This is a genomic window from Paraburkholderia sp. JHI869 (assembly GCF_038900775.1).
Classification (GTDB): Bacteria; Pseudomonadota; Gammaproteobacteria; order Burkholderiales; family Burkholderiaceae; genus Paraburkholderia.
Genome location: NZ_JAYMSC010000061.1, coordinates 1 through 25106, shown reverse-complemented (window position 1 = coordinate 25106; position 25106 = coordinate 1). Strand labels below are relative to the sequence as shown.

Below are 25106 nucleotides of genomic sequence, written 5' to 3'. Positions count from 1 at the left end.
GCAGAATGCCTGCGCCGTGGCCGCCAGGTTGCGTGCGGCTACGAGCCGCACGCGTTCTTTACGCCGCGCTTTCGAGCGACGGGTAGTCCGTGTAGCCCGTTTCGCCGCGCGCGTAGTACGTCGACGGATTCGGCGCGTTGAGCGGGGCGTTCAATTCGAAACGGCGCGGCAGATCGGGGTTCGCGATGAACAGTTGGCCCCACGCGACCGCGTCGGCTTCGCCTGCCTCGAGCACGGCCTGTGCCGATTCCAGCGAAAATTTTTCGTTCGCGATGAACGGACCGCCGAATTCAGCCTTCAGTTGCGGGCCGAGACGGTTGTCGCCCAGCGATTCGCGTGCGAACAGGAACGCGATCTTGCGGCGGCCCAACTCGCGCGCCACATAACCGAACGTTGCCGCCGGATTCGAATCGCCCATCGTGTGAGCGTCGCCGCGCGGTGCGATGTGCATGCCCACGCGATCCGCGCCCCACACGTCGATACACGCGTCGGCGATTTCGAGCATGAGGCGCGCGCGATTTTCGATCGAGCCGCCATAGGCGTCCGTGCGCTGATTGGTGCTGTCCTGCAGGAACTGGTCGAGCAGATAGCCGTTCGCGCCGTGAATTTCCACGCCGTCGAAACCGGCCGCCTTCGCGTTGACCGCGCCCTGGCGGAACGCGGCGATCACGCCGGCGATCTCTTTGGTTGCAAGTGCGCGCGGCGTGACGAAGCCGCGTTGCGGACGCACGAGGCTCACGTTGCCTTGCGGCGCGATGGCGCTGGGCGCCACCGGCAGGTCGCCGTTCAGGAACACAGGGTCGGACACACGGCCCACGTGCCACAGTTGCATGAAGATGCGGCCGCCCGCGGCGTGCACCGCGTCGGTCACGATCTTCCAGCCTTCCACCTGCTCTTGCGACCAGATGCCCGGCGTTTCGGCATAGCCGACGCCTTGCGGCGTCACCGAGGTCGCTTCGCTGATGATGAGGCCAGCCGTCGCGCGCTCGGCGTAGTACTTCGCCATGAGTTCATTGGGGACGCGCACTTCGCCCGCGCGTTGACGCGTGAGCGGGGCCATGATGATGCGGTTCGGCAGCGTGAGGTCGCCGATCTGGATGGGGTCGAAAAGCGTTGCCATGTAAGGTCACCTTGTCTGCGGGCGCGGCCCGCGGGCTGAAAAGCGATACAGGAATCGAAACGGACGATGCGTGTTCAGCGGCGTTTTCGTCGCTGAGGAATCACAACTGCGGGTTCACAACTGCGCGTTCATATGGGCGATAAACGCCTCGATGACCGGCTCGTTGCGCTTGAAGAACACCCACTGCCCCACACGTTTGGACGTGACGAGTCCAGCCTTCTGCAAGACGGCCAGATGCGCTGAGACTGTGGATTGCGAAAGCTCGCAATGCGCGTCGATCTTGCCCGCGCAAACGCCGTTTTCGAGCGGCAGTTCCTGGTCGCCGAAGTGCAACTGCGGCTCGCGCAGGCTCGCGAGGATCTCGCGGCGCACGGGATTCGAGAGCGCCTTGCAGATCGCGTCGACGTCTAGCGGTGGGGTGGTAGGGGGCTTCTTCATTGCGGCTGCATCGTAACTGTCCGAATCATATATCGGAACTATACGATATGGCCGATGACACCTTTTTCAATAGGGTTGTCCGCCGATCGGTGGAATCTCGCTTTCCCTCCCCGCTTTTGCATAGCCCCGGCCTATGCAAAACATCGATAAACAATGCTTGGCAGTCGAAATTTGGCGTCAGTTAATTCGCTCAATGTTTCGAGTGGGGCAGTCGATTCGCCTGGGCCCACACCTGTTTTGCACCTTCGCTGTGCGTGTTGTTTTCAAAAACACGCGGGCGAGCCAATGGAGACTGTTATGGCAGACAACCGCAACGCGGTTCCCCTGATCGAGAAGCACACGATCGGTTACGTGCCCGAGAACGAGCGCCACGGCAAGGTCCGGGATCTCTTCACGCTTTGGTTCGGCGGCAATATCGCGCCGCTGCCGATCGTCACTGGCGCGCTCGGCGTGCAGATCTATCACCTCAATCTCATGTGGGGCATTGTTGCGATCATCGTCGGCCAGGCGCTGGGCGGCATTCTCATGGCGCTGCATTCCGCGCAAGGCCCGCAAATGGGCATTCCGCAAATGATCCAGAGCCGCGCGCAGTTTGGCTCGTGGGGCGCGCTGCTCGTGACGGTCATCGCCGGCATCATGTATGTGGGCTTCTTCGCGTCGAATATCGTGCTGGCGGGCAAGTCGCTGCACGGCATCGAATCGTCGATTCCCGTGCCTGCGGGCATCGTGATCGGCGCGTTGGGTTCGGGGCTGATCGGCATCATCGGATACCGCTTCATACACGTGCTCAACCGTATCGGCACATGGGTGCTCGGTATCGGGATCGCCGTGGGCTTCGGCTATATCGTCACGCACGTGCAATCGGCGGACTTCCTCACGCGTGGCGGCTTCAACTTCGCCGGCTGGCTCGCGACGGTGTCGCTCTCCGCGCTGTGGCAGATCGCATTCGCGCCGTACGTCTCCGACTATTCGCGCTACCTGCCGAAGAATGTGGGCGTCGCGTCGACCTTCTGGGCGACGTACCTGGGCTGCGTGCTCGGTTCGACACTCGCGTTCGTGTTCGGCGCGGTGGCCGTGCTCGCGGTGCCGGCCGGCGCCGACACGATGGACGCCGTCAAGGCATCGACCGGCGCGATCGGCCCGTTCATGCTCGTGTTGTTCTTGCTGAGCGTGATCAGTCATAACGCGTTGAATTTGTACGGCGCCGTGCTTTCGGTCATCACGTCGCTGCAGACGTTCGCGTATCGCTGGATTCCGACCGCGAAGTCGCGCGCGGTGCTCTCGATCATCATCCTGACCGCGTGCTGCTTTGCTGCAGTCGGCGCGTCGAAGGACTTCGTCGGGCATTTCGTCGACCTCGTGCTCGCACTGCTCGTGGTGCTCGTGCCGTGGACGGCGATCAACCTGATCGACTTCTATGTGATTCACAAGGGCGAGTACGACGTTCAGTCGATCTTCCGTGTGGACGGCGGCATTTACGGCCGTTTCAATCCGCAAGCGTTGCTCGCCTATGCCGTCGGCATCGTGGTGCAGATTCCCTTCATGAACACGCCGATGTATGTGGGTTCGTTCTCGGCGCATCTGGACGGCGCAGACCTGTCCTGGCTCGTCGGCATCATCGTCACGACGCCGCTTTACCTGTGGCTCGCCACGCGCGACACGGCGTACCGCCGCCGGCTCAATCAGCCGACCGCGCAGGTGCAGTAATTCGCGCGGAGCGTCGCCGTTGCCTCGTCAATGCTTGAAGCGCAACCGCCGGATATAGCTTTCGCAGAACGCGGCGAAGCGCTTCACCACTTCGCGTTGCCGCACGGTGCTCGACGTAGCAATGCCGAGCGTCGTTGCGGGAACCGCCTCCTTGAAGCGCTTGATGACGAACTCCTCGCCATCCACGGTGCGGCACGACTGAAGCGGAAAGTTGAGGATGCTGTAGCCCAGGCCGTTCGCCACCATGCCGCGCACGACCTCGGGCTGCGCCGAGCGGAACGCGGCGACAGGACGGCTGCCTGCCGCGTCGAAAAGCGTCGAGAAGTATTCGCGGCTGTGCGGAAGGTCGAGCATCACATAAGGCTCCGGCAGCAGATCCTTCAGCGAGACCTTCGCCGCGCGCGCGAGCCTGTGATCTTTCGGGAGGATCACGTAAGGCGGCAGCGAGACGACGGGTACGAAGGCGATGCCTTCCGCAATGTCGAGGCTATAGGTGAGCGCGATATCGAGCGAGCCGTCGCCAAGCCCGCTCAGCAGGCCATCCTGATGCGCTTCCTTCGTGATGAATGTGATCGACGAATGCTCGCGCAGGAACGCACTGATGAGCGACGGCATGAGCGGCGGCGCAAGCGAGACGAGGCAGCCGAGCGAGACGGTGCCGGATACGCCGCCGTCGAGCTCTTGCGCCGTGAGTTGCAGTTCCTCGGCGCTCTTTAGCAGACTGCGCGCATGCACGAGCAGATCGCGGCCCGGCTGCGTGAGCGAAAGGCCGCTTGCGTGATGCCGGATGAACAATTGCACACCGAACGATGCCTCGAGCTCCGCGAGCGCGGTGGAGATCGAAGGCTGCGAGATGTGCAGCCGCTTCGCCGCGGCGGTGAACGAAAGGGTTTCCGCCGTCGCGATGAAATAGCGCAACTGGCGCAGTGAATAGCGAATCGATACGCCGTCCATCTCAAGGAGTCTCTCTTGAAGGCGCAACCTGGGAGGCCGATTGTCGACGCCCGGTTGCATAGGTAAATCCGATGCAAAGGATTTTATTTTAATAGTTTTTCCTATCCTGTGTCGCGCGTACAGTTTGTTTCGACGAGCAGGACGTTATTGGCAATTTGAAGGAGAACAGCCATGAAGGCTGAGAAAGTATCCATCGACACACTGGTCATCGGCGCCGGCCAAGCCGGCGTAGCAATGAGCGAGCATCTCAGCAAATCGGGCGTGCCGCATGTCGTGCTCGAACGCGATCGCATCGCCGAGCGCTGGCGCACGTGCCGCTGGGATTCGCTGGTCGCCAACGGTCCCGCCTGGCATGATCGCTTCCCCGGCATGGAATTCGAAGGACTGGATCCGGACGCGTTCGCGGGCAAGGAACAGGTCGCCGACTATTTCGTCGCGTACGCAAAGCAGTTCAATGCGCCTGTCCGCACGGGCGTGGATGTGACGCGTGTCGAACGCCTTCAGGGTCGACCGGGTTTCAACGTGCAGACGAATAACGGCACGTTCGAGGCGAATCGCGTCGTCGTGGCGACGGGGCCGTTCCAGCGTCCCGTGATCCCCGCCATCGCGCCAAAGGACCCGCGTCTTACACAGATGCACTCGGCCGACTATCGCAATCCGGCCCAGTTGCCCGACGGCGCAGTGCTGGTCGTGGGCGCGGGTTCGTCGGGCACGCAGATCGCCGACGAGCTGCGCCGCGCGGGCCGCACGGTGTATCTGTCGGTCGGGCCGCACGATCGCCCGCCGCGCGCTTACCGCAACCGCGACTTCTGCTGGTGGCTCGGCGTGCTCGGCGAATGGGACAAGGAGGTGGCGGGCCCAGGGCGCGAGCATGTGACGATCGCCGTGAGCGGCGCGTACGGCGGCCAGACCATCGATTTCCGGCGGCTTGCGCATGAAGGCATGACGCTCGTGGGCGTCACGAAATCGTTCGACAACGGCATCGTGACGTTCGAGCAGGATCTGGTGACGAATCTCAAGCGCGGCGACGACAACCTCATGTCGCTGCTCGACGCCGCCGATGCTTATGTCGAGCGCAACGGCATCGACCTGCCGAAAGAACCCGAAGCACGCTTTATTCCGCGCGATCCCGAGTGCGTCGCGCATCCGCTGCGCGAACTGGATCTCGCGGCGGCCGGCGTGACGACGATCATCTGGGCGACGGGCTTTGCTGTCGATTACAGCTGGCTGCACGTCGACGCCTTCGACGAGCAAGGCAAGCCGAAGCACCAGCGCGGCGTCTCGAAGGAGCCGGGCATCTATTTTCTCGGTTTGCCGTGGCTGTCGCGGCGCGGGTCGTCGTTCATCTGGGGCGTGTGGCACGACGCGAAGCATGTCGCCGATCACATCGTCACGCAGCGCAAGTACCTCGACTATCGCGACGCGGCCCAACGCGAACACCTTGCCCCTGCCACGAATACCGCGCGCGACGAATCGCACGCAAACGCCTTCAACGAAATCGGAGTGAATTGATGCCTACCCATACCCGCATCCGCATGTTCAACACCAAGGATACCTATCCGAACCAGACGCTCGACAACGACCTGTGCCAGGCCGTTCGCGCCGGCAACACGGTCTACGTGCGCGGTCAGGTCGGCACCGACTTCGACGGCAAGCTGATCGGCCTCGGCGATCCGCGCGCGCAGGCCGAGCAGGCGATGAAAAACGTCAAACAGTTGCTCGAAGAAGCGGGCAGCGACATGTCGCATATCGTCAAGACGACAACGTACATCATCGATCCGCGTTATCGCGAGCCGGTCTATCAGGAAGTCGGCAAGTGGCTGAAGGGCGTGTATCCGATCTCGACCGGTTTGTGCGTGAGCGCGCTGGGTCAACCGCAATGGCTGATGGAAATCGACGTCATTGCGGTGATTCCCGACAACTGGACGCCTGCCAGGGCATAAGGAGCGGCGCATGACATTCTCGATCGTCGGACGCTGCCGGGAGACCGGCCAACTGGGTATTGCCATCAGTTCGTCGAGTATTGCCGTGGGCGCGCGTTGCCCCTGGGTGCGGGCAGGCGTCGGCGCGGTGGCGACGCAGAACGTCACGCTGCCCGCGCTCGGCCCGCGCATCCTCGATCTATTGGAGCAGAACGAGCTTGCGCCGCATGTTGCGTTGAAGCAGGCCCGCGATACCGATGCATTCAATGCGTATCGGCAGGTCACGGTGATCGACGCTCAGGGTCGCACCGCCTTCTTCACGGGCGACAACGCGCTCGGGCTGCATCATGCGGTGGCGGGCGATCAGTGTGTCGCGGCCGGCAACATGCTTGCCGCGACTGACGTTGTCGATGCGATGGTGCGCGCGTTCGAGCGCACGCAAGGACTGCTCGCCGAGCGTCTGCTGGCCGCGATGCACGGCGCGCTAGAGGCAGGTGGGGAAGCCGGCCCGGTCCATTCGGCCGCGCTGAAGGTTGTAGACCAGCAAGTCTGGCCGATCGTGGATTTGCGAGTCGATTGGGCCGACGACGATCCCATCGGTCAGCTCGCGCAGCTATGGCGCGCGTATCTTCCGCAAATGCAGGATTACGTCACGCGCGCGCTGGACCCGACCGCGGCGCCAAGCTATGGAGTGCCAGGCGATGAGTGAGCGTTCCAGCCGCGCGCTGCTCGAGCGGCTGATCGGTTTCGAAACCGTCAGCCGTGAATCGAACCTCGAACTCATCGCGTTCGTGCAGCGTTATCTCGCGGACCTCGGCGTCGAATGCGAGCTGTTTCACAACGCCGAACGCACGAAAGCCAGTCTTTTTGCGACCATCGGCCCGCGCGACAAGGGCGGTGTTGTGCTCTCGGGACACACGGACGTCGTGCCTGTCGAGGGGCAGGCGTGGAGCGTCGAGCCGTTCCGCCTCACGGAAAAAAATGGGCGGCTTTACGGGCGCGGCACGGCGGACATGAAGGGGTTTCTCGCGTGCGTGCTCGCGGCGGCGCCCAGGTTTGTCGAGCGCAAGTTGAACGTGCCGGTGCACATTGCGTTTTCATACGACGAAGAAGTGGGCTGCCTCGGCGTGCGTCCCATGCTCGCGGAACTCGAAAAGCGCGCGCACAAGCCGCGTCTGTGCATCATCGGCGAGCCGACGGAAATGAAGCCCGTGCTCGGCCACAAGGGGAAGCTCGCCATGCGCTGTCGCGTGAAAGGCGCGGCGTGTCATTCGGCCTACGCGCCGTATGGCGTCAACGCCATTCAGTATGCGGCGCGGCTCATCAACAGGCTGGAGAGCATCGGCGAGGAACTCGCGCAGCCCGAGCATCATGACGAACGCTTCGATCCTCCGTTCTCGACGGTGCAAACGGGCGTCATCAAGGGCGGCCGCGCGCTGAACATCGTGCCCGCGGAGTGTGAGTTCGATTTCGAAGTGCGCTCGGTGCCGGGCTTCGAGGCGCAGTCGGTTGCCGAGCGGATCGAGTCGTATGCGCAGGCGGAACTGTTGCCAAACATGCGCAAGGTGCAAGCCGATACCGACATTCGCTTCGAGGCCTTGAACGCGTATCCCGGCCTTGCGACGCCGCCCGATAGCGAAGCGGCGCAGCTTCTCGCCGTCATCAGCGAGCTGAGCGATTTCGGCACGGTTGCGTTCGGCACCGAGGGCGGATTGTTCACGCGCGCGGGCATTCCCACGGTCGTGTGCGGGCCCGGCAGCATGGATCAGGGTCACAAGCCCGACGAGTTCGTGAGCGCCGATCAACTCGAACGATGTGACGCGATGCTGGCGCGCCTTGCCACACATCTCGCAGGCGCGTAGCGCATTCTATGCCGTTGCCCGCTGCGCAACCGTGGCCGCGACTCGCACGCGGCTCACATACGCCAGTGCGGACAAACTGAGCATGGCGGTCGCGATCAGCCAATAGCTCGGCGCGCTCTTGTCGCCGGTGGCGCTCAGCATCCACGTGACGATGGCCGGGGTGAAACCGCCAAATACGGTCACACCGATGTTGTAGCCGATCGACATGCCGGTGGCGCGCGTCGCAGCCGGGAAAATCTCGGCCATGAGCGCGGGCAGAGCGCCGAAGTAGATCGACTTCAGGAGCGCGAGCCATGCGATCAGCACGAAGAGCGGCATCGCACTCGAATGACTGGTCGCCCACGCGAAGCCGGGGTAGGCGCTCACGAGAAAGAGGAGCGCCACGCAGGTCATCTGCGTGCGCCGCCCGATGCGGTCGGACAGATACCCTGCGAATGGCGTGACGACCGTGAGAATCACGCCGCCCGCCATCGTCGCCGCGAAGCCGGTCGCTGCTGGCAGATGCAGCTGGCGGATCGCGAACGTCGGAATGTATTGCAGCAGATAGTTGACCGCCGTCGAGATGGTCATGAGGCCGATCGCCGTGAGCACGAGCCGCTTTTGCTGGCCCAGCACTTCGCGCACAGGCGTTTCGGTGCGGGCGGCGCGCTTGAAGTCCTCGGCGTCTTCGATGAAGCGGCGCAGATACAGGCCGACCGGACCAATCAGCAATCCGAAGAAAAATGGCAGACGCCAGCCCCAGGCCGCGAGATCGGCGGGCGCCATGAGGCGGGCGAGGCCGTAGCCGAACGAGGCCGCGAGCAGCGTGGCGAGCCCTTGCGTGGCGAACTGCCAGCTCGCGAGAAAACCGCGCCGGTGCGGCGCATGCTCGATCAGCATGGCCGTCGATGCCCCGAATTCCCCGCCCGCCGAAAAGCCCTGAATGAGGCGCGCGGCGAACACCGCGAGCGGCGCGGCGAGACCTATCGTCGCGTAGTCGGGAATCAGCGCGATGATCGCCGTGCCGACCATCATGAGGCTGACCGAAACCATCAGCGCGGCCTTGCGTCCGCTGCGGTCGGCATAGGCGCCGAGCACCGCGCCGCCGAGCGGGCGCACGAGATACGACGCGCCAAAGGTGCCGAACGTGAGCAGCATCGACACGGTTTCGTTGACGGCCGGAAAGAAGTGCTTGCCGATGTACACCGCGAAGAACCCGTAAATGGCGATGTCGAACCATTCGAGCGCGTTGCCGGCGGAGGTGGCGATGACGAGCCTGACAAGGCTCACGGGTTGCTTTGCGGACATGGCGGCAGGCACCTTTATCTCTGTTTAGACGAGGGCGTCGGTGGATTGCGATGCTTGCGCGCACGCTGGCGAGCGCGTCGCGGCGAGACGCGCGGCATCGTCGCCGAGGTCCCACCAGAGTCCTGCCATCACGGCGAGCGCTTCGCGCGCGACCGAGCCGAGCAGGTGTTCGTTCGGCGCGTGCTGCGCGCAAGCCGGATACGAGTGCGGGACCCAGAGCGTCGGCAGGCCGAGCGTGTACGCGAAGACATCGTTTGGCACCGTGCCGCCGAGGTTCGGCAGCAGCGCCGGCTTCTTTCCTGTCGACGCGCGCAGCGAATCGAGCGCCCAGTGCACCCAGGCGTCGTCGGGGTCGAGCCGTGTCGCAGCGGAAGTCTGCGTGACGCGCACCTGCACGTCGTCAAAGCCGAGGCGCGCGAAGTGCGCTTCGAGATGTTCGCCCACGCGCGCGGCGTCCGTGCCGACCACGAAGCGCAACTGGCAGGTGGCCTTGGCCGTGGGCGGGATCGCGTTGACGGGCGCATCGGGATTGCCGGTCTTGAACGCGAGCACTTCGAGCGTGTTCCAGGCGATCACGCGCTCGGTGGGCGTGAGGCCGGGTTCGCCCCACTCGGGGTCGATGGCGGGGGCGTCCTCGTCGCCGCCGAGCACGATGTCGGCGAGCGCCTCGCGCACGCTAGCCGGCACGGGCGGCGGACGCAGTCCGTCCACGGCGATAGCGCCGCGCCGGTCGACGAGGCTCGCAATGGCGTGCGACAGCACGACGCCCGGATTGCGCAGCGCGCCGCCCCAGTTGCCCGAGTGATGCGCGCCACGGCGCAGATCGACCAGCAGTTCGAACGTCACGCCGCCGCGCGAGCCGAGGAAGAGGGTGGGCCGTTCGGCCAGCACGCGCGGGCCGTCCGACGCGATGAACACGTCCGCCGCGAGCGCGTCGCGATTGGCGGCGCACACGGCGTCGAGGCCCGGCGAGCCGATTTCCTCGCCGGTTTCGAAGATCAGCTTCACGTTGTAGCCGAGCTTGCCGCCGCGCGCGTCCAGCACCGCGGCGAGCGCGGCGAAGTTCACGGAGTGCTGGCCTTTGTTGTCGGCGGTGCCGCGGCCATACCAGCGGTCGCCTTCCACGGTGACGGTCCAGGGCGCGAGGCCTTCGCGCCACTGCTCGTCGTAGCCGCGCACGACGTCGCCGTGGCCGTAGGTCAGCACGCTCGGAAGCGCGGGGTCTTCGATGCGCTCGGCGATCAGAAACGGCGCGCGCGAGCCCGCGGGATTTTCGACCACACGGCACGTGAAGCCGAGCGGCGTGAGGGAGGGCGCCACCTCGTCGGCGAGATAGGCGACGAGCGCGCGGGCCTGCTCCGGATTCTGGCTTTCGGTGCGAAAGCCCACGCGGCGCTGGAGGTCGGCGAAGAACGCGCCGGAATCATAGATGCGCAAGGCGCGGTCGATGGCGGTTTGTCGGGTCTCGTTCAAAAGGGCTCCTCTCATGCCTGGGTGCGGGGAATGAAAGCAGTCTAGGAACGTCAAAAATTCGCAACAATTTCAAAATTTGCGGATAGCATTGCCGAAATGGCAACGCAACGCTGACTGAACGGATACGTCGATGCTTCATGGAATCGCCCTGCGCTACTTCGTCGAGGTCGCGCGCACGGGGTCGCTGGCCGCGGCCTCGGAGAACCTGCACGTGGCCGTTTCGGCGATCAGCCGGCAGATCAGCAAACTGGAGGAAGACGTGGGCACGGCGCTCTTCGAGCGCATGCCGCGCGGAATGGTGCTGACCGAATCGGGCGAGCGCCTTGCCGAGCACGCGCGGCGCGCGCTGCTCGAGGGCGACGCGGTGCTCGCGGAAATCGCCACGGCCAAGGCGCTCGGGCACGGCATTGTGCGAATCGGCTGCACGGAGGGTTTCACGCGCTCGTTCCTGCCCCACGTGCTCGCGCAGCATCACGCTAGCGCGCCGCACGTGCATTTCAATCTGCGCTCGGGTACGCCTTCACAGGTCGAGCAGTGGGTGGCCACGGGCGAGGCGGATCTGGGCCTCGCGTTTTCGAGCGGCGATCCGGCGAAGGTGTACGTGCAGTACAGCGCACAAGCGCCGGTTTGCGCGCTGCTCGATCCGGCGCATCCGCTTGCGCAACGCGATTCGCTCACGCTCGCGGACCTGCGCGACTATCCGGTCGCACTGCTCGAGCGCGGCAACACGGCTCGCCAGCTATTCGACGAATGCTGCGCGCGCTACGGCATCAAGCTCGAGCCCATTCTCACGAGCAACAATTCGAGCGCGTTGCATGCGTTCGCTGCGCTGGCGGGCGCGATCACGCTCGGCAGCCGGCTCTCGCTTTCGGGCCTCGCGGACGATCTTTCGCTGGTCGCGAAGCGCTTCGACGAACCGACGCTCAATCAGCGCAACCTGTGTGTGATGACGATGCGCGACCGGCGGCTTTCACGCCCGATTGAGGGCGTCTTGAGGGCGCTGATCGTGGCGATCGAGCGCGTGTTGTGACGACGCGGGGGCTCAGCGCTTTCCCGCGCGGCCCGTCATGCGTCCCAGGATATCCACACGCTGCACCAGTTGATGGTAGATCACCGCGAGCACGTGCCCGGCGATCAGCACGTACGTCAGGTACGCCAGCCAGTAGTGGATCTTCGAGCCGAGATGGCCGAGCGCCTTGTCCGCCGGCACGACGGCGGGCACCTGGAACAGCCAGAACCAGTTCACCGGATGGCCGCCGCCATACGAGTTGATATATCCACTGATCGGCATGGCAAAGAGAATCAGATACAGCAAGCCATGACCGAGATGCGCGAGCTTCTGCTCGAATGCCGGAATGCGCTGCGGCAGCGGCGGCGCGGTGCCGGAAAGCCGCGTCAGCACGCGGATCAGCGTGAGCAGCAGGACAGTCAGGCCGATCGATTTGTGGAAATTGACCCAACTGCCGTGCGACGGGTCATGACGGTCCATCGTCGTCATGTACCACGCCACCGGGATGACCACGAACATGCATAACGCGGTGAGCCAATGCAGCACGCGCAGCGTCAAGCTGTAAGTGGAGCCTGCAAACGACAACGCAGAAAGGGACTGTGGGGCTCGGGACATAGTAGGGGCCTCCTGAACGTCGAATGAATCAAGCCTGCCACAAAAACGTCGCTGCGGAGCATCCACGGCCGGTGCAGTTTTGTTAGGTCCCGTTACAGCAACGCCTGTCGCCAAAATGACAATGGATGATAAGTCAACCATAATCATTCAATGGATTTCCCTTATCTAGATGCTTGGCTGCCTGCCGATAACTGCGAAGTGTGATTCGCTAGTTGAATTGTCAATCAGGAGTCGGGAATTCCATGTCCAGCAGTTTCGCAGAAGCCTCGTTTGACGAGCCGTATGGCCCAGCCAGCGCCGCTCGCCGGGGAGCGGCCGTCGAAAGTCCGCTCATGAACGCGCGCAAACGAGCCGACAGGGCTTGCGCGCTGGTCAACTGGATCCTCCTGGCGGGCGCTTTGGGTATCGGCTGGCACTTCGACGCGCTCACGCCCGTGCTAGTCGTCGGCTTGCCGCTGGCGATCGTTTCCACGCTGCTCGCACTCGCCGTGCCTGGGCTCAAGATCACCAGAATGGGTTCCGCGCTCACGTTCATGGGTGGCGCGGCCCTCTTGATCGACGTTGGAGGCGGGCAGGACGAGTTTCACTTCGTGGTGTTCATCCTGCTCTCGCTGCTGCTCGCCTATCGCGACGTGCAGGTCGTGCTGCTCGCTACCGGCTTCATCTCCGTGCAGCAACTCGCGTTCAACTATTTTCAGGCGTGGGGCTGGCCTGTCAGGGTCTTTTCGCAGACGGGCTTCGACGTCGTCGTGCAGCACCTGGCGTTTCTCTGGCTTCAAACTTTGTTCATCGCGGCGATCTCTGCGCGCCAGGAACGCGACGCCAACATCGCGGGCGAACTCGCCACCATGTCGGAGGGGATCGGGCAGGCTTCGGGTTACATCACGCTGGGCGAGCAATCGAGCCGGCCCGCGAGCGACGTGGCCAGTGCATTCCACGCCACGCTTGCGGCCGTGCGCAAAACGCTGCTGCAGGTGCGTGACAGCGTGGGTGAGGTTTCGGAGTCGGTAGCCGGCACCAGCGCGCGCAACGCCGTCCTTTCGGACCGGACCGAGCAGCAGCGCCGCTCGCTCGAAGGCATGGTCGCGGCAATGGAGCAACTCAAGCAAAGCATGCACGAGAGCGTCGATCACGCAATGGCGGCCAGCGCGCTGGCGGGCTCGGCGAGCGAGGTCGCGACCCAGGGGCGCGGGGCGATCAAGGCGGTGATCGAGACGATGGGCGACATTTATCGCTCGTGCGAACGCATTACCGACATCATCGGCGTGATCGACGGCATTGCGTTCCAGACCAACATTCTTGCGCTCAACGCGTCGGTCGAGGCCGCGCGCGCGGGCGACCAGGGCCGAGGGTTCGCGGTGGTGGCGTCGGAGGTCCGCACGCTGGCCCAGCGCAGCGCCGCCGCGGCGAAGGAGATCCGGACGCTGATCGGCGAGTCGGTCGAGCGTGCACGCACGGGCAATGGTCTCGTCGAAAGCGCGGGCAACACGGTGGGCGAGGTGCTCGAGAGTGTTACGCGCCTGTCGGCCATCGTTCACGAGATGGCGACGGCCACCGGCGCGCAGCGCGCGGGCATCGACCAGATGGGCGAGAACATCGCCGGCATCGACGCGGCGATACGCGAGAACGCGGCGCACGTCGCCGACACGGTCGAGCAGGTCAGGCAGCAGCATCGCCAGACGGAGTTGCTCGCCAGCGCGGTCAAGGTGTTCAAGCTTGATTGAGGAGGATCGCGCCTTATTTCAGGGCGCGACCCCGAGACAAAAACGCCGCCCATTTCTCCCGACCATTTTGTTACACCTCTTACGGCGCTTGGCCCATGGCGTTACAAAGCGCTTTCACGTTGACCGCTATACTCGGTTCCGTCTCAAAAACGTAAGAGAACAACTATGTCGAAGAAAATCATCCAGATGGTTGCCGTTGCTGCGCTGACTGCTGCGGCCTCGCTGCCGGCGCTCGCCGGCGATATGAACAACGCACTGGGTGGCGCGCTCGGCGGCGTCGCAGGCGCGGCCGTCGGTGGCGCCGTGGGCGGCAGCACCGGTGCGGTGATCGGCGGCGCGGTGGGCGGCGGCGCGGGTGGCGCGGTCACCTCGAATCGTCGCGAACGCACGGGCGCCATCATCGGCGGCGCGCTTGGCGGCGGCGCAGGCACGGCAGCGGGCAACGCCATGGGCGGCCGTACCGGCGGCCTGATCGGCGCGGCGGTGGGCGGCGGCGCAGGCTCGGCGCTCGGCGGCAATATTTCGCGCTCGAACTCGTACGCCGACGAGTACTCGCACGGCGGCTATCACGGCAAGCACCACAAGCACCGTCACTACGACTAAGCACAGCTTGCAGGGCGGAACGGCTGCGCGCCGTTCCGCCTCGTTGTCTCACGCCGCCGTATCCGGCGGCGTTCGCCGGGCCGTTCTGGCCCGCGCGTTACTTCCCCACTGCTTGAGCCAGATTTCATCCGGGTGCCGGGTCATGGTGGTATTCCGTCATTTGATTCGGTATGCCAGGTAATGATCACCGTTTTGATTAACGGGAATCCGCCCGCGGTTTGCGTCGCCATGAGCCATGTGGCAGCTCCTTGTCGCGCTCGGCCGCAGTGAGCGCGGCGCGCAGCTGTGTCGCGTTCAGTGGAATGCAATAGGCGGGTTTTGCGCGCTCGAAGCGCCAGCTATTGGCAAGCGATCCTGTGTCGAGCACGTCGAAATCGAGCTGCGCATGCAACGCGGCAACTAGCGCCTTCGCCTCTTCATCGTCTCCCGCGACGGGCAGCGCGCGCCGGCCGCCCTCGACAGGCGGCCGTTCTTCGCGTGGCAGGTCGTAAGCGAGAATCGCATTGAACGCCTTCACCACGCGTGCGCCATTCAATTGCTGCGCAACGCGTTCGCTCGTCGTGATGCAGTATTCGTCGAATGCGGCAATGGCGCCGTCGCGCGGCGGGTAGTAGTTCATGGTGTCGACGACCACCTTGCCGGCGAGCGTGTTCACCGGTATTTCATCGAGCGCGCACAGCGGCAGCGCCGCGATCACGATCTCGCCGAACGCAGCGGCTTCCTCCAGTGTGCCGATCCGGCAGCTCAGCGCCGCGGCTTCATTCGCGCGGGCCTCGGGATGGCGCGACGAGAGCATGACCTCATGCCCCGCCTGCGCGAGAAGTTTGCCCAGCGTCGAGCCGATCTCGCCCGCGCCGAGAATGCCGACAGCCAATCGATGTTCGTTCATGGCAATCCCCGTGTTTCGTAATGGAGACCCCAGCGTAGCGCCGAAACTCACATGCGATAATCAACCAATCTGGTGAAACACTTGAAATGATGGGTTTCTAATTATGGACAAATTGACCAGCATGACTGTGTTCGTGAAGACAGCGGAATCCGGCTCGTTCACGGCAGCGGCGCGCATGCTCGCAATGACGCCGCAGATGGCGGGCAAGCATGTCGACACGCTGGAAAAAACGCTGGGCGTGCGCCTGCTCCAGCGCTCGACGCGCAAGCACGCGCTCACGGAAGCGGGCCGCGCCTATTTCGAAGCCTGCCGACGCGTGCTCGAAGAGGCGGCTGCCGCTGACGCCGTCGCGCTCGCGCAAACCGCCCACCCGCAAGGCACGCTGCGCGTGACGGCGCCCGTCTCGTTCGGTGCCTTCCGGCTTGCGCACGAAATCAAGTCCTTTCTCGCGGATTGCCCGGACGTGAAAGTCGATCTCGTGCTGAGCGACCGGCAGTTCGACCTCTTGCAGGACGGGTTCGATGTCGCGTTTCGCATCGGCGCGCTACCCGACTCGCAACTGGTCGCGCGGCCGCTTGCGCCGTATCGGCTCGTGCCGTGCGCCGCGCCGGCGTATCTCGCCGCACATGGCACGCCGGCGCATCCGCGCGAACTCACGCAGCACGTGTGCCTCGATTACGCGTTCGACAGCTTTCCTGCGCCGCAAACGTGGATTTTCAAGGACGCCGACACGCAGATCGAAGTCGAGCCGCGCGGCCAGCTGCGCAGCAACGACACCCGCGCACTGATCGCGGCGGCTGAAGCAGGCGTGGGCATCGTGCTCGCGGGTGAGCCGAACCTCGCGCCGTCGGTGGCGGCGGGACGGCTCGTGCCGCTGCTCGAGGCGTATGCCGCGCCGGTTCGGCCCATGCATCTGCTATACGCGGATCGCCGCGCGCAGGCCCCCAAGCAGCGTGCGTTCGTGGCGTGGGCGCTGGCGTGCTTTGGCGAAGCTCGTACCGTCAACGGCGCGCGGGCGCCGCTGACGGAGTCACCGCGCGTGCGCCGTTCGGCGGGCAAACCGCGCGCATCGCGCACGCAGCGTAGTTAGGTCTCGCTGCGGAAAGCGGCGTTGAGCGCCGCGCCGGGCGCCGCGCCTTCGAAGCCGTCGAAGCGCCCTTCGGTGAGCCGTTGCGCCGCGTGCATGAAACCGCCCCACGCGGTGCGGGCGAGCGCGCCGCCCACGCTCACACGGCGCACGCCGAGTGCAGCGAGCTCGTCGAGCGTGAAGGCCGACTTCGCGCCGATCAGCACGTTCACCGGCTTCGGCGCGACCGCAGTGACGACGGCCACGATCTGCTCGCGCGTCTGGATGCCGGGCGCGTAGAGGCAATCGGCTCCCGCCTGCGCGTACGCCTGCAAGCGCGCGATGGCGTCGTCGAGATTGGGTACGCCCGCCACGAAGTTTTCCGCGCGGCCAACGAGCAGGGTGTCGCCGCCGCGCGCGTCGATGGCGCGCCGCGCGGCGCGCATGCGCTCGACGGCGACCTCGATCGGCAGCAGCGGCGCTGCGTCGTCGCCGGTCGAATCTTCCACGGAAAGTCCGGCGACGCCGGTCTCCACAGCGAGGCCCACGCTTGCTTCGACGGCTGCGGGATCCGCGCCGAAGCCACTTTCGAAGTCGGCGTTCACGGGCAGGTCGGTAGCCGCGACAATCTCGCGCAGGTGCGCGAGGATCGCATCGCGCGGCAGGGTGTTGTCGGCATGGCCGCGCGACCATGCGAACCCGGAGCTGGTGGTCGCGAGCGCCTTGAAGCCGAGGCTCTGGAGATAGCGTGCGCTGCCCACGTCCCACGGGTTCGGCAGCACGAAGCAACCGGTGGCGTGCAGCGCGCGAAACTCGGCGCGTTTCTCGGCAATGGTGCGGGCGGGTCCTGACATGGCAAGTCTCCTCCTGGCTCGTGGGTTGGCGGCGGGAGGTCTGCGCGGGAATGCGCATCCTAGCGCCGGTTCCCGATTGTGACCGAATTCCTGGATTCTCGAATCGACCGGGACGCGTTTGCGCGGTGATTTCGCGTGAAGATAAGGATGGCGAATTAAATGAATGCCTACGACGGAGAGGGCATTTGACGGCCCAAAACGAGGAAAATAAAGACGCAGCCGTTATGATATGCGTTCTCTTTATTTTGCCGTCCAGCCGCGATGTCCAAAACCAGCGCTCCGAAAGCCACGCCGCCCCGCATGTCCGATGTCGCTCGTCTCGCGGGCGTGTCGAAGATGACGGTGTCACGCGTGATGGCGGGGCGTAGCGCTTCCGAGGCGACACGCGAGCGCGTGCAGCGCGCCATCGACGAGTTGGGCTACGTGGCCGATGCAGCGGCCGGCGCGCTCTCCTCGGGACGCTCATCGTTCGTCGCCGTACTCGTGCCATCGCTCTCCAGCTCCAACTTTTCGGACACCGTGAGCGGCCTGACAGCCGTGCTCGAGCCGCAAGGGCTCGAACTGCTGATCGGCGACACCGACTATTTCCTCGACCGCGAGGAGCGCCTCGTGCGCCAGATGCTGCGTCACCAGCCGCGCTGCATCGCGCTCACGGGCGCGCAGCATACGGACGCCACGCGCACGCTGCTGCAGCGCTCGGGCGTGCCCGTCGTCGAGATGTGGGACCTGCCCACGGAGCCGATCGACATGGCCGTGGGCTTTTCCAACGTCAGCGCCGCGCGCGAGATGGTGCGCTATCTCGCGGACAAGGGGCATCGCCGTATCGGCTTTCTTGCCGGTGGGGGCGATCTGGACCGGCGTGGCCTCGACCGCCTCAAGGGCTTTCAGATGGAGATGAAGGCGCTTGGGCTCGACAAGCACCGCGTCGTGCAGCTTGGCGATTCGCCGGTCACGATGAGCCATGGCGCGCCCGCCATGGCCGAACTGCTCGAGCGCTGGCCCGACACGCAGGCCGTGATGTGCGTGAGCGATATGTCGGCGTTCGGCGCGATCATGGAGTGCCAGCGGCGCGGCCTGAGCGTGCCCCGCGATATGGCGGTTGCCGGCTTCGGCAACTTCGAGATCGCGGCGTGCTGCCATCCGGCGATCACCACGATTTCGGTCGATGCCTACGGCATCGGCCAGCGTACTGGCGAGGCAATCGTCGCCGCCCTCGCGGCGGCGGATGGTGCGAGCGCGCAGCATCCCGCGAAAACGCGCATTCAATACACCGTCGTGCCTCGCGAGAGCGCTTGAGCACGCGAGCCCGTTAGCCTCGTCAAAGCCCCTTGGCGATGCGCTGCGCCATCTCGACCACCGCGATGGCCAGGCGTTTTTCGCGGCGCGCGTCCAGCCGATCCAGCGGCAGGCTCGCGCTGACCGCCACGCGCTTGCCGAGCGCTGTCACGCCCACGAACGCCGCAAAGCACGCAATCCCCGCCGTCACTTCTTCCCGTTCGTGCGCGAGGCCGGAGCGGCGTATCGCGGCGAGCGCGGCGAGCAGGTCCTGTTTGCGCGTGATGGTGTTGGCCGTGACTGCGGGAAGCTGGCGCGGCAGGATGGCGTTGACCTCTTCGTCGGTCAGGCTCGCGAGCAGCGCCTTGCCCAGCGCGCTGCAGTGCGCGGGCAGCCGCGAGCCGAGGTCGGAGACGAGGCGCACGGGCCGCGCGGGGTCTTCGCGTGCGAGATACACGACTTCGGCGCCGTCCAGCACGGCAAGCTGAACGACTTCGTTATGCGTCGCGACGAAAACGGTCGCTTCCTGGCGGAACACTTCCTGGAGCCGGTCGTGCCGTACGTAAGCACTGCCTAGCTCAAACAGCGTGAGGCCGACGATATAGCCGTCGCTGCGCTTTTCGATCCAGCGGCGGCGTTCGAGCGAGTCGAGCATCAGATAGAGCGTGCTGCGCGAAAGGCCGGTGGCCTGCGCGATCGCCGCCGCGCGCATCGGGCCTTGAGCGTGCGCGAGCACGTCGAGAATGTCGTGTATGCGCCGTAGCGCCGGGACTTCATAGGGTGAGGACATGGAACCGCGCCGGGATTGCCGGCAAATAGATCATCCAACAGGCTGGAAATACTAACACTACGTTGGATACGCGCAGGAGCGCATCGACATTTCTCAGCGGCCTCGTTCCTTGGTATCGTTGCAGACACATGTTCGGGAGCGTCGCGAAAGATGAAGTATTCGAATCTGGTCGAGCGGTTGCAGGGCCGTCGCACGACGGCGTGGGAGATCCATCATGCGGCGGTGCAGGCCGCGGCGCGTGGCGAGGACGTGATCGTGCTGAGCGTGGGCGATCCCGACTTCGGCACGCCCGCACCGATCGTCGAGCGCGCCGTGGCCGCGCTGCGCGAAGGCGATACGCACTATTCGGCCATCATGGGCCGCGAGCCGCTGCGCGAGGCGATTGCGCGCGAGCATGCCCAGCAAAGCGGGCGCGCGGTTGGCGCGCAGAACGTCATTCTTTGCGCGGGCGCGCAAAACGGCTTGTTCGCTTCGTCGCTTTGCCTCCTGGAAGCGGGCGACGAAGTGCTCGTGCCCGAGCCGATGTACCTGACCTACGAGGCCGCGATTCGCGCGTCGGGCGCGACGCTCGTGCCGGTGCCCGTCGATCCCGAGAATGGATTTCATCTCGACTGTGACGGACTCGAGGCGGCCGTCACGCCGCGCACGCGCGCGATCTTCTTCGCGACGCCGTGCAACCCCACCGGCGCGGTGATGCCGCGCACGCACCTCGAGCGCGTCGCGCAACTGGCGAAGCGGCACGATCTGTGGGTGCTGTCCGATGAGGTCTACGCCGATCTCACGTTCGAGCGCGAGCACGTTAGCATCGCCGCTCTCGACGGCATGGCCGGGCGCACGGTCACGCTCGGCAGCCTCTCGAAGTCGCATGCCATGCCGGGCTGGCGACTTGGCTGGGTGATCGCGCCGGAAACGATGATCGCGCATCTGGCGCGGCTCGCGCTCTGCATGCTCTATGGGCTGCCCGGCTTCATTCAGGAGGCGGCGCTCACGGCGCTCGACAACCGCACGCAGATCGTCGCGGAAATGCGCGAGATATACCGGCGCCGGCGCGACATCGTTTACGAGCGGCTGGCGGGCGTGCCGGGGCTCAAGTGCCTGTTGCCCGAAGCGGGCATGTTCATGATGATCGACATCCGCGGCACGGGCCTCGACACGCAAGCGTTCACCTGGCAGCTTTTCGAGGCGCAGAAGGTTTCCGTGCTCGACGCGAGCGCGTTTGGCGAGACCGCGAACGGCTATGTGCGGCTTGGTTTCGTCGTGGACGAAGCGAGGCTGGTCGAGGCCTGCGAGCGTATCGCGGCGTTTGTACGGGGGCGTGTCGCAGCCACGACGCGCTAGCGGGCCTCGAAGCGGGTTTCGAAATAGAGGCGGGTCGGCTCGAACAGATCGGCGGGCAAGGCATCACGCGTGAACCACGCCCACCGCGCGCACTTGTCTGGCTCGGCGACGACCGGCTCGCCCGGCGCGGCGGCTTCGACGAACAGCGTCACATGGCGCACGCGGCCGGCTTCGAGCCAGCCGCTGGCCCAGCCGGCCGATTGCGCCTCGACGAGTTTCAGGCCGGTTTCCTCGCGTAGCTCGCGCGCGGCCGCGGCGAGCGGATCTTCGCCGGGGTCGACCTTGCCGCCCGGGAAGGCCCACGTGTCGCGTCCCCAAGTGCTTTTGCGCAGGCCCAGCAGCCACGCATCGCCGTTGCGTACGACGACACCCACGCCGAGCACGGTTCGGGAAACGCTCATGTCATCAGTCATGCTTCGCGGATGTTGATCTGGAATCCGAATCATTAATCAAGCCGATGGCGCGCTGCGCGCCGTTCTGCTTTTTCGGGACGCGCAGCGAACGCGGCAGCAGGTTCAGCGCTCGCCGTCGAACAGATCGTTGAGCATCTCGTCGAAAGCGGCCTGGGCGTCTTCCAGTTCCTGAAGTGCCATATCGAAGGTCTGCAGCGCGAACTGCGACGGCTTGCCGTCGCCTTCCGGCGGAAACTGCGACTGCAGCGAGGTGAACGCCGACTTGACGCGCTGGGTCGCGGTCAGTACGCGGTCCATTGCTGCGGCTTCTTCGGCTCGTGCCTGTTCAGGGGTCATCGAAAGCTCCGTTCTTACGTGTGTGTTGAGTGTGTTCAGGGCAGGGGCAATCCGCCCTCGGCCTTCACTTCGCGCAGCGACAGCGCCGATTCGACGGACGTGACGCCGGGCAAACTGCGCAACTGGTCGCGCATGAAGGTGCCGTAGTCGTCGAGATCGCGGGCCACCACCTGCAAAATATAGTCTGCCGTGCCGGATACGTTGTGGCACGACAGAATGCGTTCGATCGCCAGCACCTCGCGTTCGAAGCGGTCGGCGAGCGCGCGGTCGTGCACGGCGAAGCGCACCGAGACGAATCCCACCACGCCGTACCCGAGCGCGCGGCGCGAGAGCACGGCGCGGTAACGCTCGATATAGCCCTCGTGTTCGAGGCGCTTGAGGCGTCGCGCGCACGGCGTTTCGCTCAGGCCCACCGTTTCGGCGAGCCGCGCGTTCGGCATGCGCCCGTCGGTTTGCAGCGCGCCGAGTATCGCCCGGTCGAGTTTGTCGAGGTCGCTCATGGCGGTTAGGGGAATTTTAGTCCGGATTCTGGAATCCTAGCGTATTCCGCTAATCTCTGGCGCACACGGTATGAAAAACGCCAGAAATCGCTCTGCGTGTAGCGGCAAGATAGAGCCTCTTTCACGCGAGGCCAACATGATTTCCGCCCACCTGCTGTTGATGTTCATCGTCGCTCTGATCATTGTGTGCGCGCTGCCTGGCGCCGACATGGCGCTGGTGATGCAGACCAGCATGAGCCGCGGCACGCGCAGCGGCTTCGCGGCGGCCTGCGGACTAGGGCTCGCGCGCGCGACCCACGTGACGCTTTCCGCCTGCGGCCTCGCAGCCCTGCTGCACAACGCGCCGTGGCTTTATGAAGTGGTGCGCTACGTGGGCGCGGCGTATCTCACGTGGATCGCCGTGCAGATCTTCCGCGCCCCGGCGTTCGCCATGCCCGAGCAGGAGGGCGTGGCCGTAGCGCGGCCGCGCCGCGCCGATTTCGCCAAGGGTCTGCTCACGAATCTGCTTAACCCGAAGGCGCTGCTGTTCTGCTCGGTGCTGCTGCCGCAGTTCATCCGGCCCGAGGCGGGCTCGGTCTGGCTGCAGGTGTCCGTGCTGGGCGTGCTGCTGGTTGCCGTATGCGCGCTATTCGACGTGATCTACGTGCTGGGCGCAGCCCGTATCGCCGTGTGGCTGCGCCGCCATCCGCTTGCGCAGACGGTCCAGAAGTGGGCGTTCTCGTCCGCATTGATCGGTTTCGCGCTGCGACTCTCGCTCGATTGACGCTTGCGGCGCATGACGATTGTGTGAAAGCGTGTGGCGCGCAAAGCGCCGCACGCTTTTTTGTTGCTCGCTTTTTTCAGGCTCGCGTTAGCGCGCGCCGAGGTAGTCGAGCTTGCCCAGTTCCACGCCGTTGTGACGCAGGATGTCGTAGGCCGTCGTGACATGGAAGAAGAAGTTGGGCAGCACGAAGCCGAGCAGATAGCTCTGGCCCGTGAACTCGATCGGGCCGCTGCGCATCTTGAGCGTGATGCTGCGCGCTTCCGTGCCGTCGATCTGCTCCGGCTTGAACGCGTTCAGATAGTCGATGGTTTTCTGGATGCGGGCGTGCAACTCGTCGAAGGTGACCTCGACATCTTCGAATTTCGGGGCCTCCACACCGGCGAGGCGCGCGGCGCAGCCCTTTGCGGTGTCGGTGGCGATGTGGATCTGACGCAGGAGCGGCAGCATGTCGGGAAAGAGCCGCGCGCCCGTCAGCACGGAGGGGTCGATCTGCTTTTCCGCCGCGTGCGCCTGCGCCTTGCCGATGATGTTTTGCAGATTGGTGAGGCCGCGCACGAGCACGGGCACCGATGCTTGATACATGGAAATGGACATGGGGTTTCCTCGTTTCTTCGAATGCGCGCGATGCGCTCCGCTCTGGAGCTGACCGGGCGGCCCATTATGCGCTATCGCGTCGCGCGCTGCCATCGGCCAAACGGCCAGCATGAACAACGCGCTCGGGCATTTCGCCGCGCACGTCGATTACCTGGGATTACAGATCAAAAAATCCTTGTGAAACCTTGAAGTTGCGAACGTGCGCGGCCAGGACGTGGGCGGCCGTGCGCGATGCGCGATACAGCGTGACTGCGAGCCGATGTGCGCAATTGCCCCGACAAAATTTGATTGTGTTCTAATAGCCCGGCACCAACCAACCATTGCGCATCGTGCAGCACGATGCGCTCAACCATGAACGCAGAAAAGGCAGCAAGACGCCGCATCGCGCGTCGCATGGCAGAAGGCATTGTTTGTCGCACTGGCGCGCCGCACTGGCGCGCGCGAGTCCTGCGCGCTGTTGTACGCGCTACGCTGCTCGCGCTCGCAACGGGCAGCGCGGCGCAGGCCGCGTTCGCGCAAGACCCACAGCTTCTCGATACGCGTGTCACGCAGGAGTCGGTGACGGACACGATCTGCCGTCCGGGCTACGCCGACACTGTGGCGCCGCCGTTCGACCAGACCATGGCCTTGAAAGACCGCATGCTGGCGGCGCGCGGGATCGACGCCGACGAAGGCGTGGGCTACGCGCTCGACCGGCATGTGCCGATCGTGCTCGGCGGGTCGCCGGACGCCAAGGCCAACTTCGACCTGATTCCGTGGGGCGGTCACGCCGGCGAGCGCCGCAAGTCGCTGCTCACGGTGCGCCTGAAGCGCTGCGTGTGCGCGGGGCGCATGACGCTCGCCCAGGCGCAGTCTGCGATCACCGGCAACTGGGTGCACCAGTACGATCGCCTCACCCGCATGGACTGCGGCGGGTCCGCCGACGAAACGACCTCGGCAAGCCGCGACGACGGGTCCTGAAGCGCCGCTTCGCTCACACCTTTCCTTTTCTCGGGCACGCTGATTGCGGGCCGGATCAGGCATGCGCAGTGGGCAATCCGCCGCCAGACAATATGCCGCAGCGCACCGCTCAGCAAATGCGACTATGCTGACCTTCATCAACAAAGGGAGTCACAACAATGCTTACGTCCAGCCTTTTATTGCTTGGCGTCGCCGCCGTGCTTGGCCAGGTGGCGTGGTCCCGTGCTCGCGCCCGTGCGAGTCTGCAGCCCGTTCGCGTGCGCGCGACGCAACCCCGCCGGTACCGCTGAGCGCTGCAGGCCAGATCCGGATTTCTCGCGAGGTAGGCCGTCATGCACGTGACCGTCTGGAATGTTCCCGAAACCTGCAGCGAGCAGGACGTGCGCAGCTTTTTCGAGCACGAACTCGGCAAGTACGCCAAAGGCATTACCGTCTATGACGCGGGCACGCCCAACGCGCACGCGGACCTCGAACTCGATTCCGAAGTGCCCTACGTGGCCGAAGCCGTGGCGCGCGAACTGCAGTCCCGCCGCCTTGCGGGCGTCCAGCTGAGGGTGAGCGCGCCGCCGTTCGAGAACGAGGAGCCACCGCAACGCCCGCTCAACTGAGCCGTC

General features: G+C 65.1%; 27 protein-coding genes. 14 read left to right on the top strand and 13 right to left on the bottom strand.

Features of this window, described 5'->3' with window-relative positions:
• Positions 1–58: 58 nt before the first annotated feature.
• On the bottom strand, positions 59–1120 hold the full coding sequence (locus VSR72_RS43140) for an alkene reductase (RefSeq protein WP_342958282.1): 1062 nt from the start codon (positions 1118–1120) through the stop codon (positions 59–61).
• Between the two features lie 114 nt (positions 1121–1234).
• The gene (locus tag VSR72_RS43135; protein ID WP_342958281.1) at positions 1235–1558 is read right to left on the bottom strand and encodes a metalloregulator ArsR/SmtB family transcription factor; all 324 of its coding nucleotides are present in this window, start codon (positions 1556–1558) and stop codon (positions 1235–1237) included.
• 297 nt (positions 1559–1855) lie between these two features.
• Here VSR72_RS43135 and VSR72_RS43130 point away from each other — a divergent pair, with 297 nt between their 5' ends.
• Positions 1856–3265 carry a cytosine permease gene (locus VSR72_RS43130; RefSeq protein ID WP_342958280.1) on the top strand — a complete coding sequence of 470 codons (1410 nt, stop codon included), beginning with the start codon at positions 1856–1858 and terminating at the stop codon, positions 3263–3265.
• Positions 3266–3292: 27 nt separating this feature from the next.
• On the opposite strand, the gene VSR72_RS43125 is transcribed toward VSR72_RS43130, so the two are convergent.
• The gene (locus VSR72_RS43125) at positions 3293–4219 is read right to left on the bottom strand and encodes a LysR family transcriptional regulator (protein ID WP_342958279.1); all 927 of its coding nucleotides are present in this window, start codon (positions 4217–4219) and stop codon (positions 3293–3295) included.
• 171 nt (positions 4220–4390) lie between these two features.
• On the opposite strand from VSR72_RS43125, the gene VSR72_RS43120 reads away from it, so the two are divergent.
• From VSR72_RS43120 to argE, 4 genes are read left to right on the top strand one after another with little or no spacing between them, the layout of a single operon-like run.
• A complete protein-coding gene (locus VSR72_RS43120; protein WP_342958278.1) occupies positions 4391–5731 on the top strand; it encodes an NAD(P)/FAD-dependent oxidoreductase in 1341 nt (446 codons plus the stop codon).
• Complete coding sequence (locus tag VSR72_RS43115; RefSeq protein WP_342958277.1) at positions 5731–6162, top strand: RidA family protein; 432 nt, start codon at positions 5731–5733, stop codon at positions 6160–6162. The genes VSR72_RS43120 and VSR72_RS43115 overlap by 1 nt, the downstream gene beginning before the upstream one ends.
• Before the next feature lie 10 nt (positions 6163–6172).
• Positions 6173–6850 carry a DUF1028 domain-containing protein gene (locus VSR72_RS43110; RefSeq protein WP_342958276.1) on the top strand — a complete coding sequence of 226 codons (678 nt, stop codon included), beginning with the start codon at positions 6173–6175 and terminating at the stop codon, positions 6848–6850.
• A complete protein-coding gene (gene argE / locus VSR72_RS43105; protein WP_342958275.1) occupies positions 6843–8003 on the top strand; it encodes an acetylornithine deacetylase in 1161 nt (386 codons plus the stop codon). Before VSR72_RS43110 ends, argE begins: the two co-directional genes overlap by 8 nt.
• A gap of 6 nt (positions 8004–8009) precedes the next feature.
• Here argE and VSR72_RS43100 read toward each other — a convergent pair whose 3' ends face one another.
• On the bottom strand, positions 8010–9290 hold the full coding sequence (locus tag VSR72_RS43100) for an MFS transporter (RefSeq protein ID WP_342958274.1): 1281 nt from the start codon (positions 9288–9290) through the stop codon (positions 8010–8012).
• 24 nt (positions 9291–9314) lie between these two features.
• Positions 9315–10763, bottom strand: coding sequence for a M20 family metallopeptidase (locus VSR72_RS43095; protein ID WP_342958273.1), 1449 nt, complete (start codon positions 10761–10763; stop codon positions 9315–9317).
• Between the two features lie 130 nt (positions 10764–10893).
• Here VSR72_RS43095 and VSR72_RS43090 point away from each other — a divergent pair, with 130 nt between their 5' ends.
• Entirely contained in the window at positions 10894–11793 is a 900-nt protein-coding gene (locus VSR72_RS43090; protein WP_342958272.1) for a LysR family transcriptional regulator, read from the top strand.
• Between the two features lie 12 nt (positions 11794–11805).
• On the opposite strand, the gene VSR72_RS43085 is transcribed toward VSR72_RS43090, so the two are convergent.
• The gene (locus VSR72_RS43085; protein ID WP_342958271.1) at positions 11806–12387 is read right to left on the bottom strand and encodes a cytochrome b; all 582 of its coding nucleotides are present in this window, start codon (positions 12385–12387) and stop codon (positions 11806–11808) included.
• A 242-nt stretch (positions 12388–12629) separates the two neighbouring features.
• Here VSR72_RS43085 and VSR72_RS43080 point away from each other — a divergent pair, with 242 nt between their 5' ends.
• A complete protein-coding gene (locus VSR72_RS43080) occupies positions 12630–14111 on the top strand; it encodes a methyl-accepting chemotaxis protein (protein ID WP_342958270.1) in 1482 nt (493 codons plus the stop codon).
• A gap of 165 nt (positions 14112–14276) precedes the next feature.
• A complete protein-coding gene (locus VSR72_RS43075) occupies positions 14277–14714 on the top strand; it encodes a hypothetical protein (protein ID WP_342958269.1) in 438 nt (145 codons plus the stop codon).
• Between the two features lie 196 nt (positions 14715–14910).
• On the opposite strand, the gene VSR72_RS43070 is transcribed toward VSR72_RS43075, so the two are convergent.
• Positions 14911–15603, bottom strand: a complete 693-nt coding sequence (locus tag VSR72_RS43070; protein ID WP_342958268.1) for an NAD(P)-binding domain-containing protein — start codon at positions 15601–15603, stop codon at positions 14911–14913.
• A 121-nt stretch (positions 15604–15724) separates the two neighbouring features.
• Here VSR72_RS43070 and VSR72_RS43065 point away from each other — a divergent pair, with 121 nt between their 5' ends.
• The gene (locus VSR72_RS43065; RefSeq protein WP_342958267.1) at positions 15725–16693 is read left to right on the top strand and encodes a LysR family transcriptional regulator; all 969 of its coding nucleotides are present in this window, start codon (positions 15725–15727) and stop codon (positions 16691–16693) included.
• Here VSR72_RS43065 and VSR72_RS43060 read toward each other — a convergent pair.
• The gene (locus VSR72_RS43060; protein WP_342958266.1) at positions 16690–17523 is read right to left on the bottom strand and encodes an isocitrate lyase/phosphoenolpyruvate mutase family protein; all 834 of its coding nucleotides are present in this window, start codon (positions 17521–17523) and stop codon (positions 16690–16692) included. The two genes, VSR72_RS43065 and VSR72_RS43060, sit on opposite strands and share 4 nt — an antisense overlap.
• 300 nt (positions 17524–17823) lie before the next feature.
• On the opposite strand from VSR72_RS43060, the gene VSR72_RS43055 reads away from it, so the two are divergent.
• Positions 17824–18819 (top strand): LacI family DNA-binding transcriptional regulator, encoded by a 996-nt coding sequence (locus VSR72_RS43055; protein WP_342958265.1) that lies wholly within the window; start codon positions 17824–17826, stop codon positions 18817–18819.
• Positions 18820–18841: 22 nt separating this feature from the next.
• On the opposite strand, the gene VSR72_RS43050 is transcribed toward VSR72_RS43055, so the two are convergent.
• Positions 18842–19588, bottom strand: a complete 747-nt coding sequence (locus VSR72_RS43050; RefSeq protein WP_342958264.1) for an IclR family transcriptional regulator — start codon at positions 19586–19588, stop codon at positions 18842–18844.
• A 150-nt stretch (positions 19589–19738) separates the two neighbouring features.
• Here VSR72_RS43050 and VSR72_RS43045 point away from each other — a divergent pair, with 150 nt between their 5' ends.
• Entirely contained in the window at positions 19739–20926 is a 1188-nt protein-coding gene (locus VSR72_RS43045; RefSeq protein ID WP_342958263.1) for an aminotransferase class I/II-fold pyridoxal phosphate-dependent enzyme, read from the top strand.
• Here VSR72_RS43045 and VSR72_RS43040 read toward each other — a convergent pair.
• The 3 genes from VSR72_RS43040 to VSR72_RS43030 form a co-directional block, all read right to left on the bottom strand.
• Entirely contained in the window at positions 20923–21327 is a 405-nt protein-coding gene (locus VSR72_RS43040; RefSeq protein ID WP_342958262.1) for an NUDIX domain-containing protein, read from the bottom strand. The genes VSR72_RS43045 and VSR72_RS43040 overlap by 4 nt on opposite strands.
• A 114-nt stretch (positions 21328–21441) precedes the next feature.
• Complete coding sequence (locus tag VSR72_RS43035; RefSeq protein ID WP_342918889.1) at positions 21442–21675, bottom strand: hypothetical protein; 234 nt, start codon at positions 21673–21675, stop codon at positions 21442–21444.
• 35 nt (positions 21676–21710) lie between these two features.
• Positions 21711–22175, bottom strand: coding sequence for an Lrp/AsnC family transcriptional regulator (locus VSR72_RS43030; protein ID WP_342958261.1), 465 nt, complete (start codon positions 22173–22175; stop codon positions 21711–21713).
• Positions 22176–22311: 136 nt separating this feature from the next.
• Between VSR72_RS43030 and VSR72_RS43025 the strand changes: the two genes are divergently transcribed.
• Positions 22312–22938 (top strand): LysE family translocator, encoded by a 627-nt coding sequence (locus tag VSR72_RS43025; RefSeq protein WP_342958260.1) that lies wholly within the window; start codon positions 22312–22314, stop codon positions 22936–22938.
• Positions 22939–23025: 87 nt separating this feature from the next.
• On the opposite strand, the gene VSR72_RS43020 is transcribed toward VSR72_RS43025, so the two are convergent.
• Entirely contained in the window at positions 23026–23532 is a 507-nt protein-coding gene (locus tag VSR72_RS43020) for a DUF1993 domain-containing protein (protein WP_342958259.1), read from the bottom strand.
• 393 nt (positions 23533–23925) lie between these two features.
• Here VSR72_RS43020 and VSR72_RS43015 point away from each other — a divergent pair, with 393 nt between their 5' ends.
• The gene (locus tag VSR72_RS43015) at positions 23926–24492 is read left to right on the top strand and encodes a hypothetical protein (protein WP_342958258.1); all 567 of its coding nucleotides are present in this window, start codon (positions 23926–23928) and stop codon (positions 24490–24492) included.
• A 332-nt stretch (positions 24493–24824) separates the two neighbouring features.
• Complete coding sequence (locus VSR72_RS43010; RefSeq protein WP_342958257.1) at positions 24825–25100, top strand: RNA-binding protein; 276 nt, start codon at positions 24825–24827, stop codon at positions 25098–25100.
• The last annotated feature ends 6 nt before the right edge of the window (positions 25101–25106 follow it).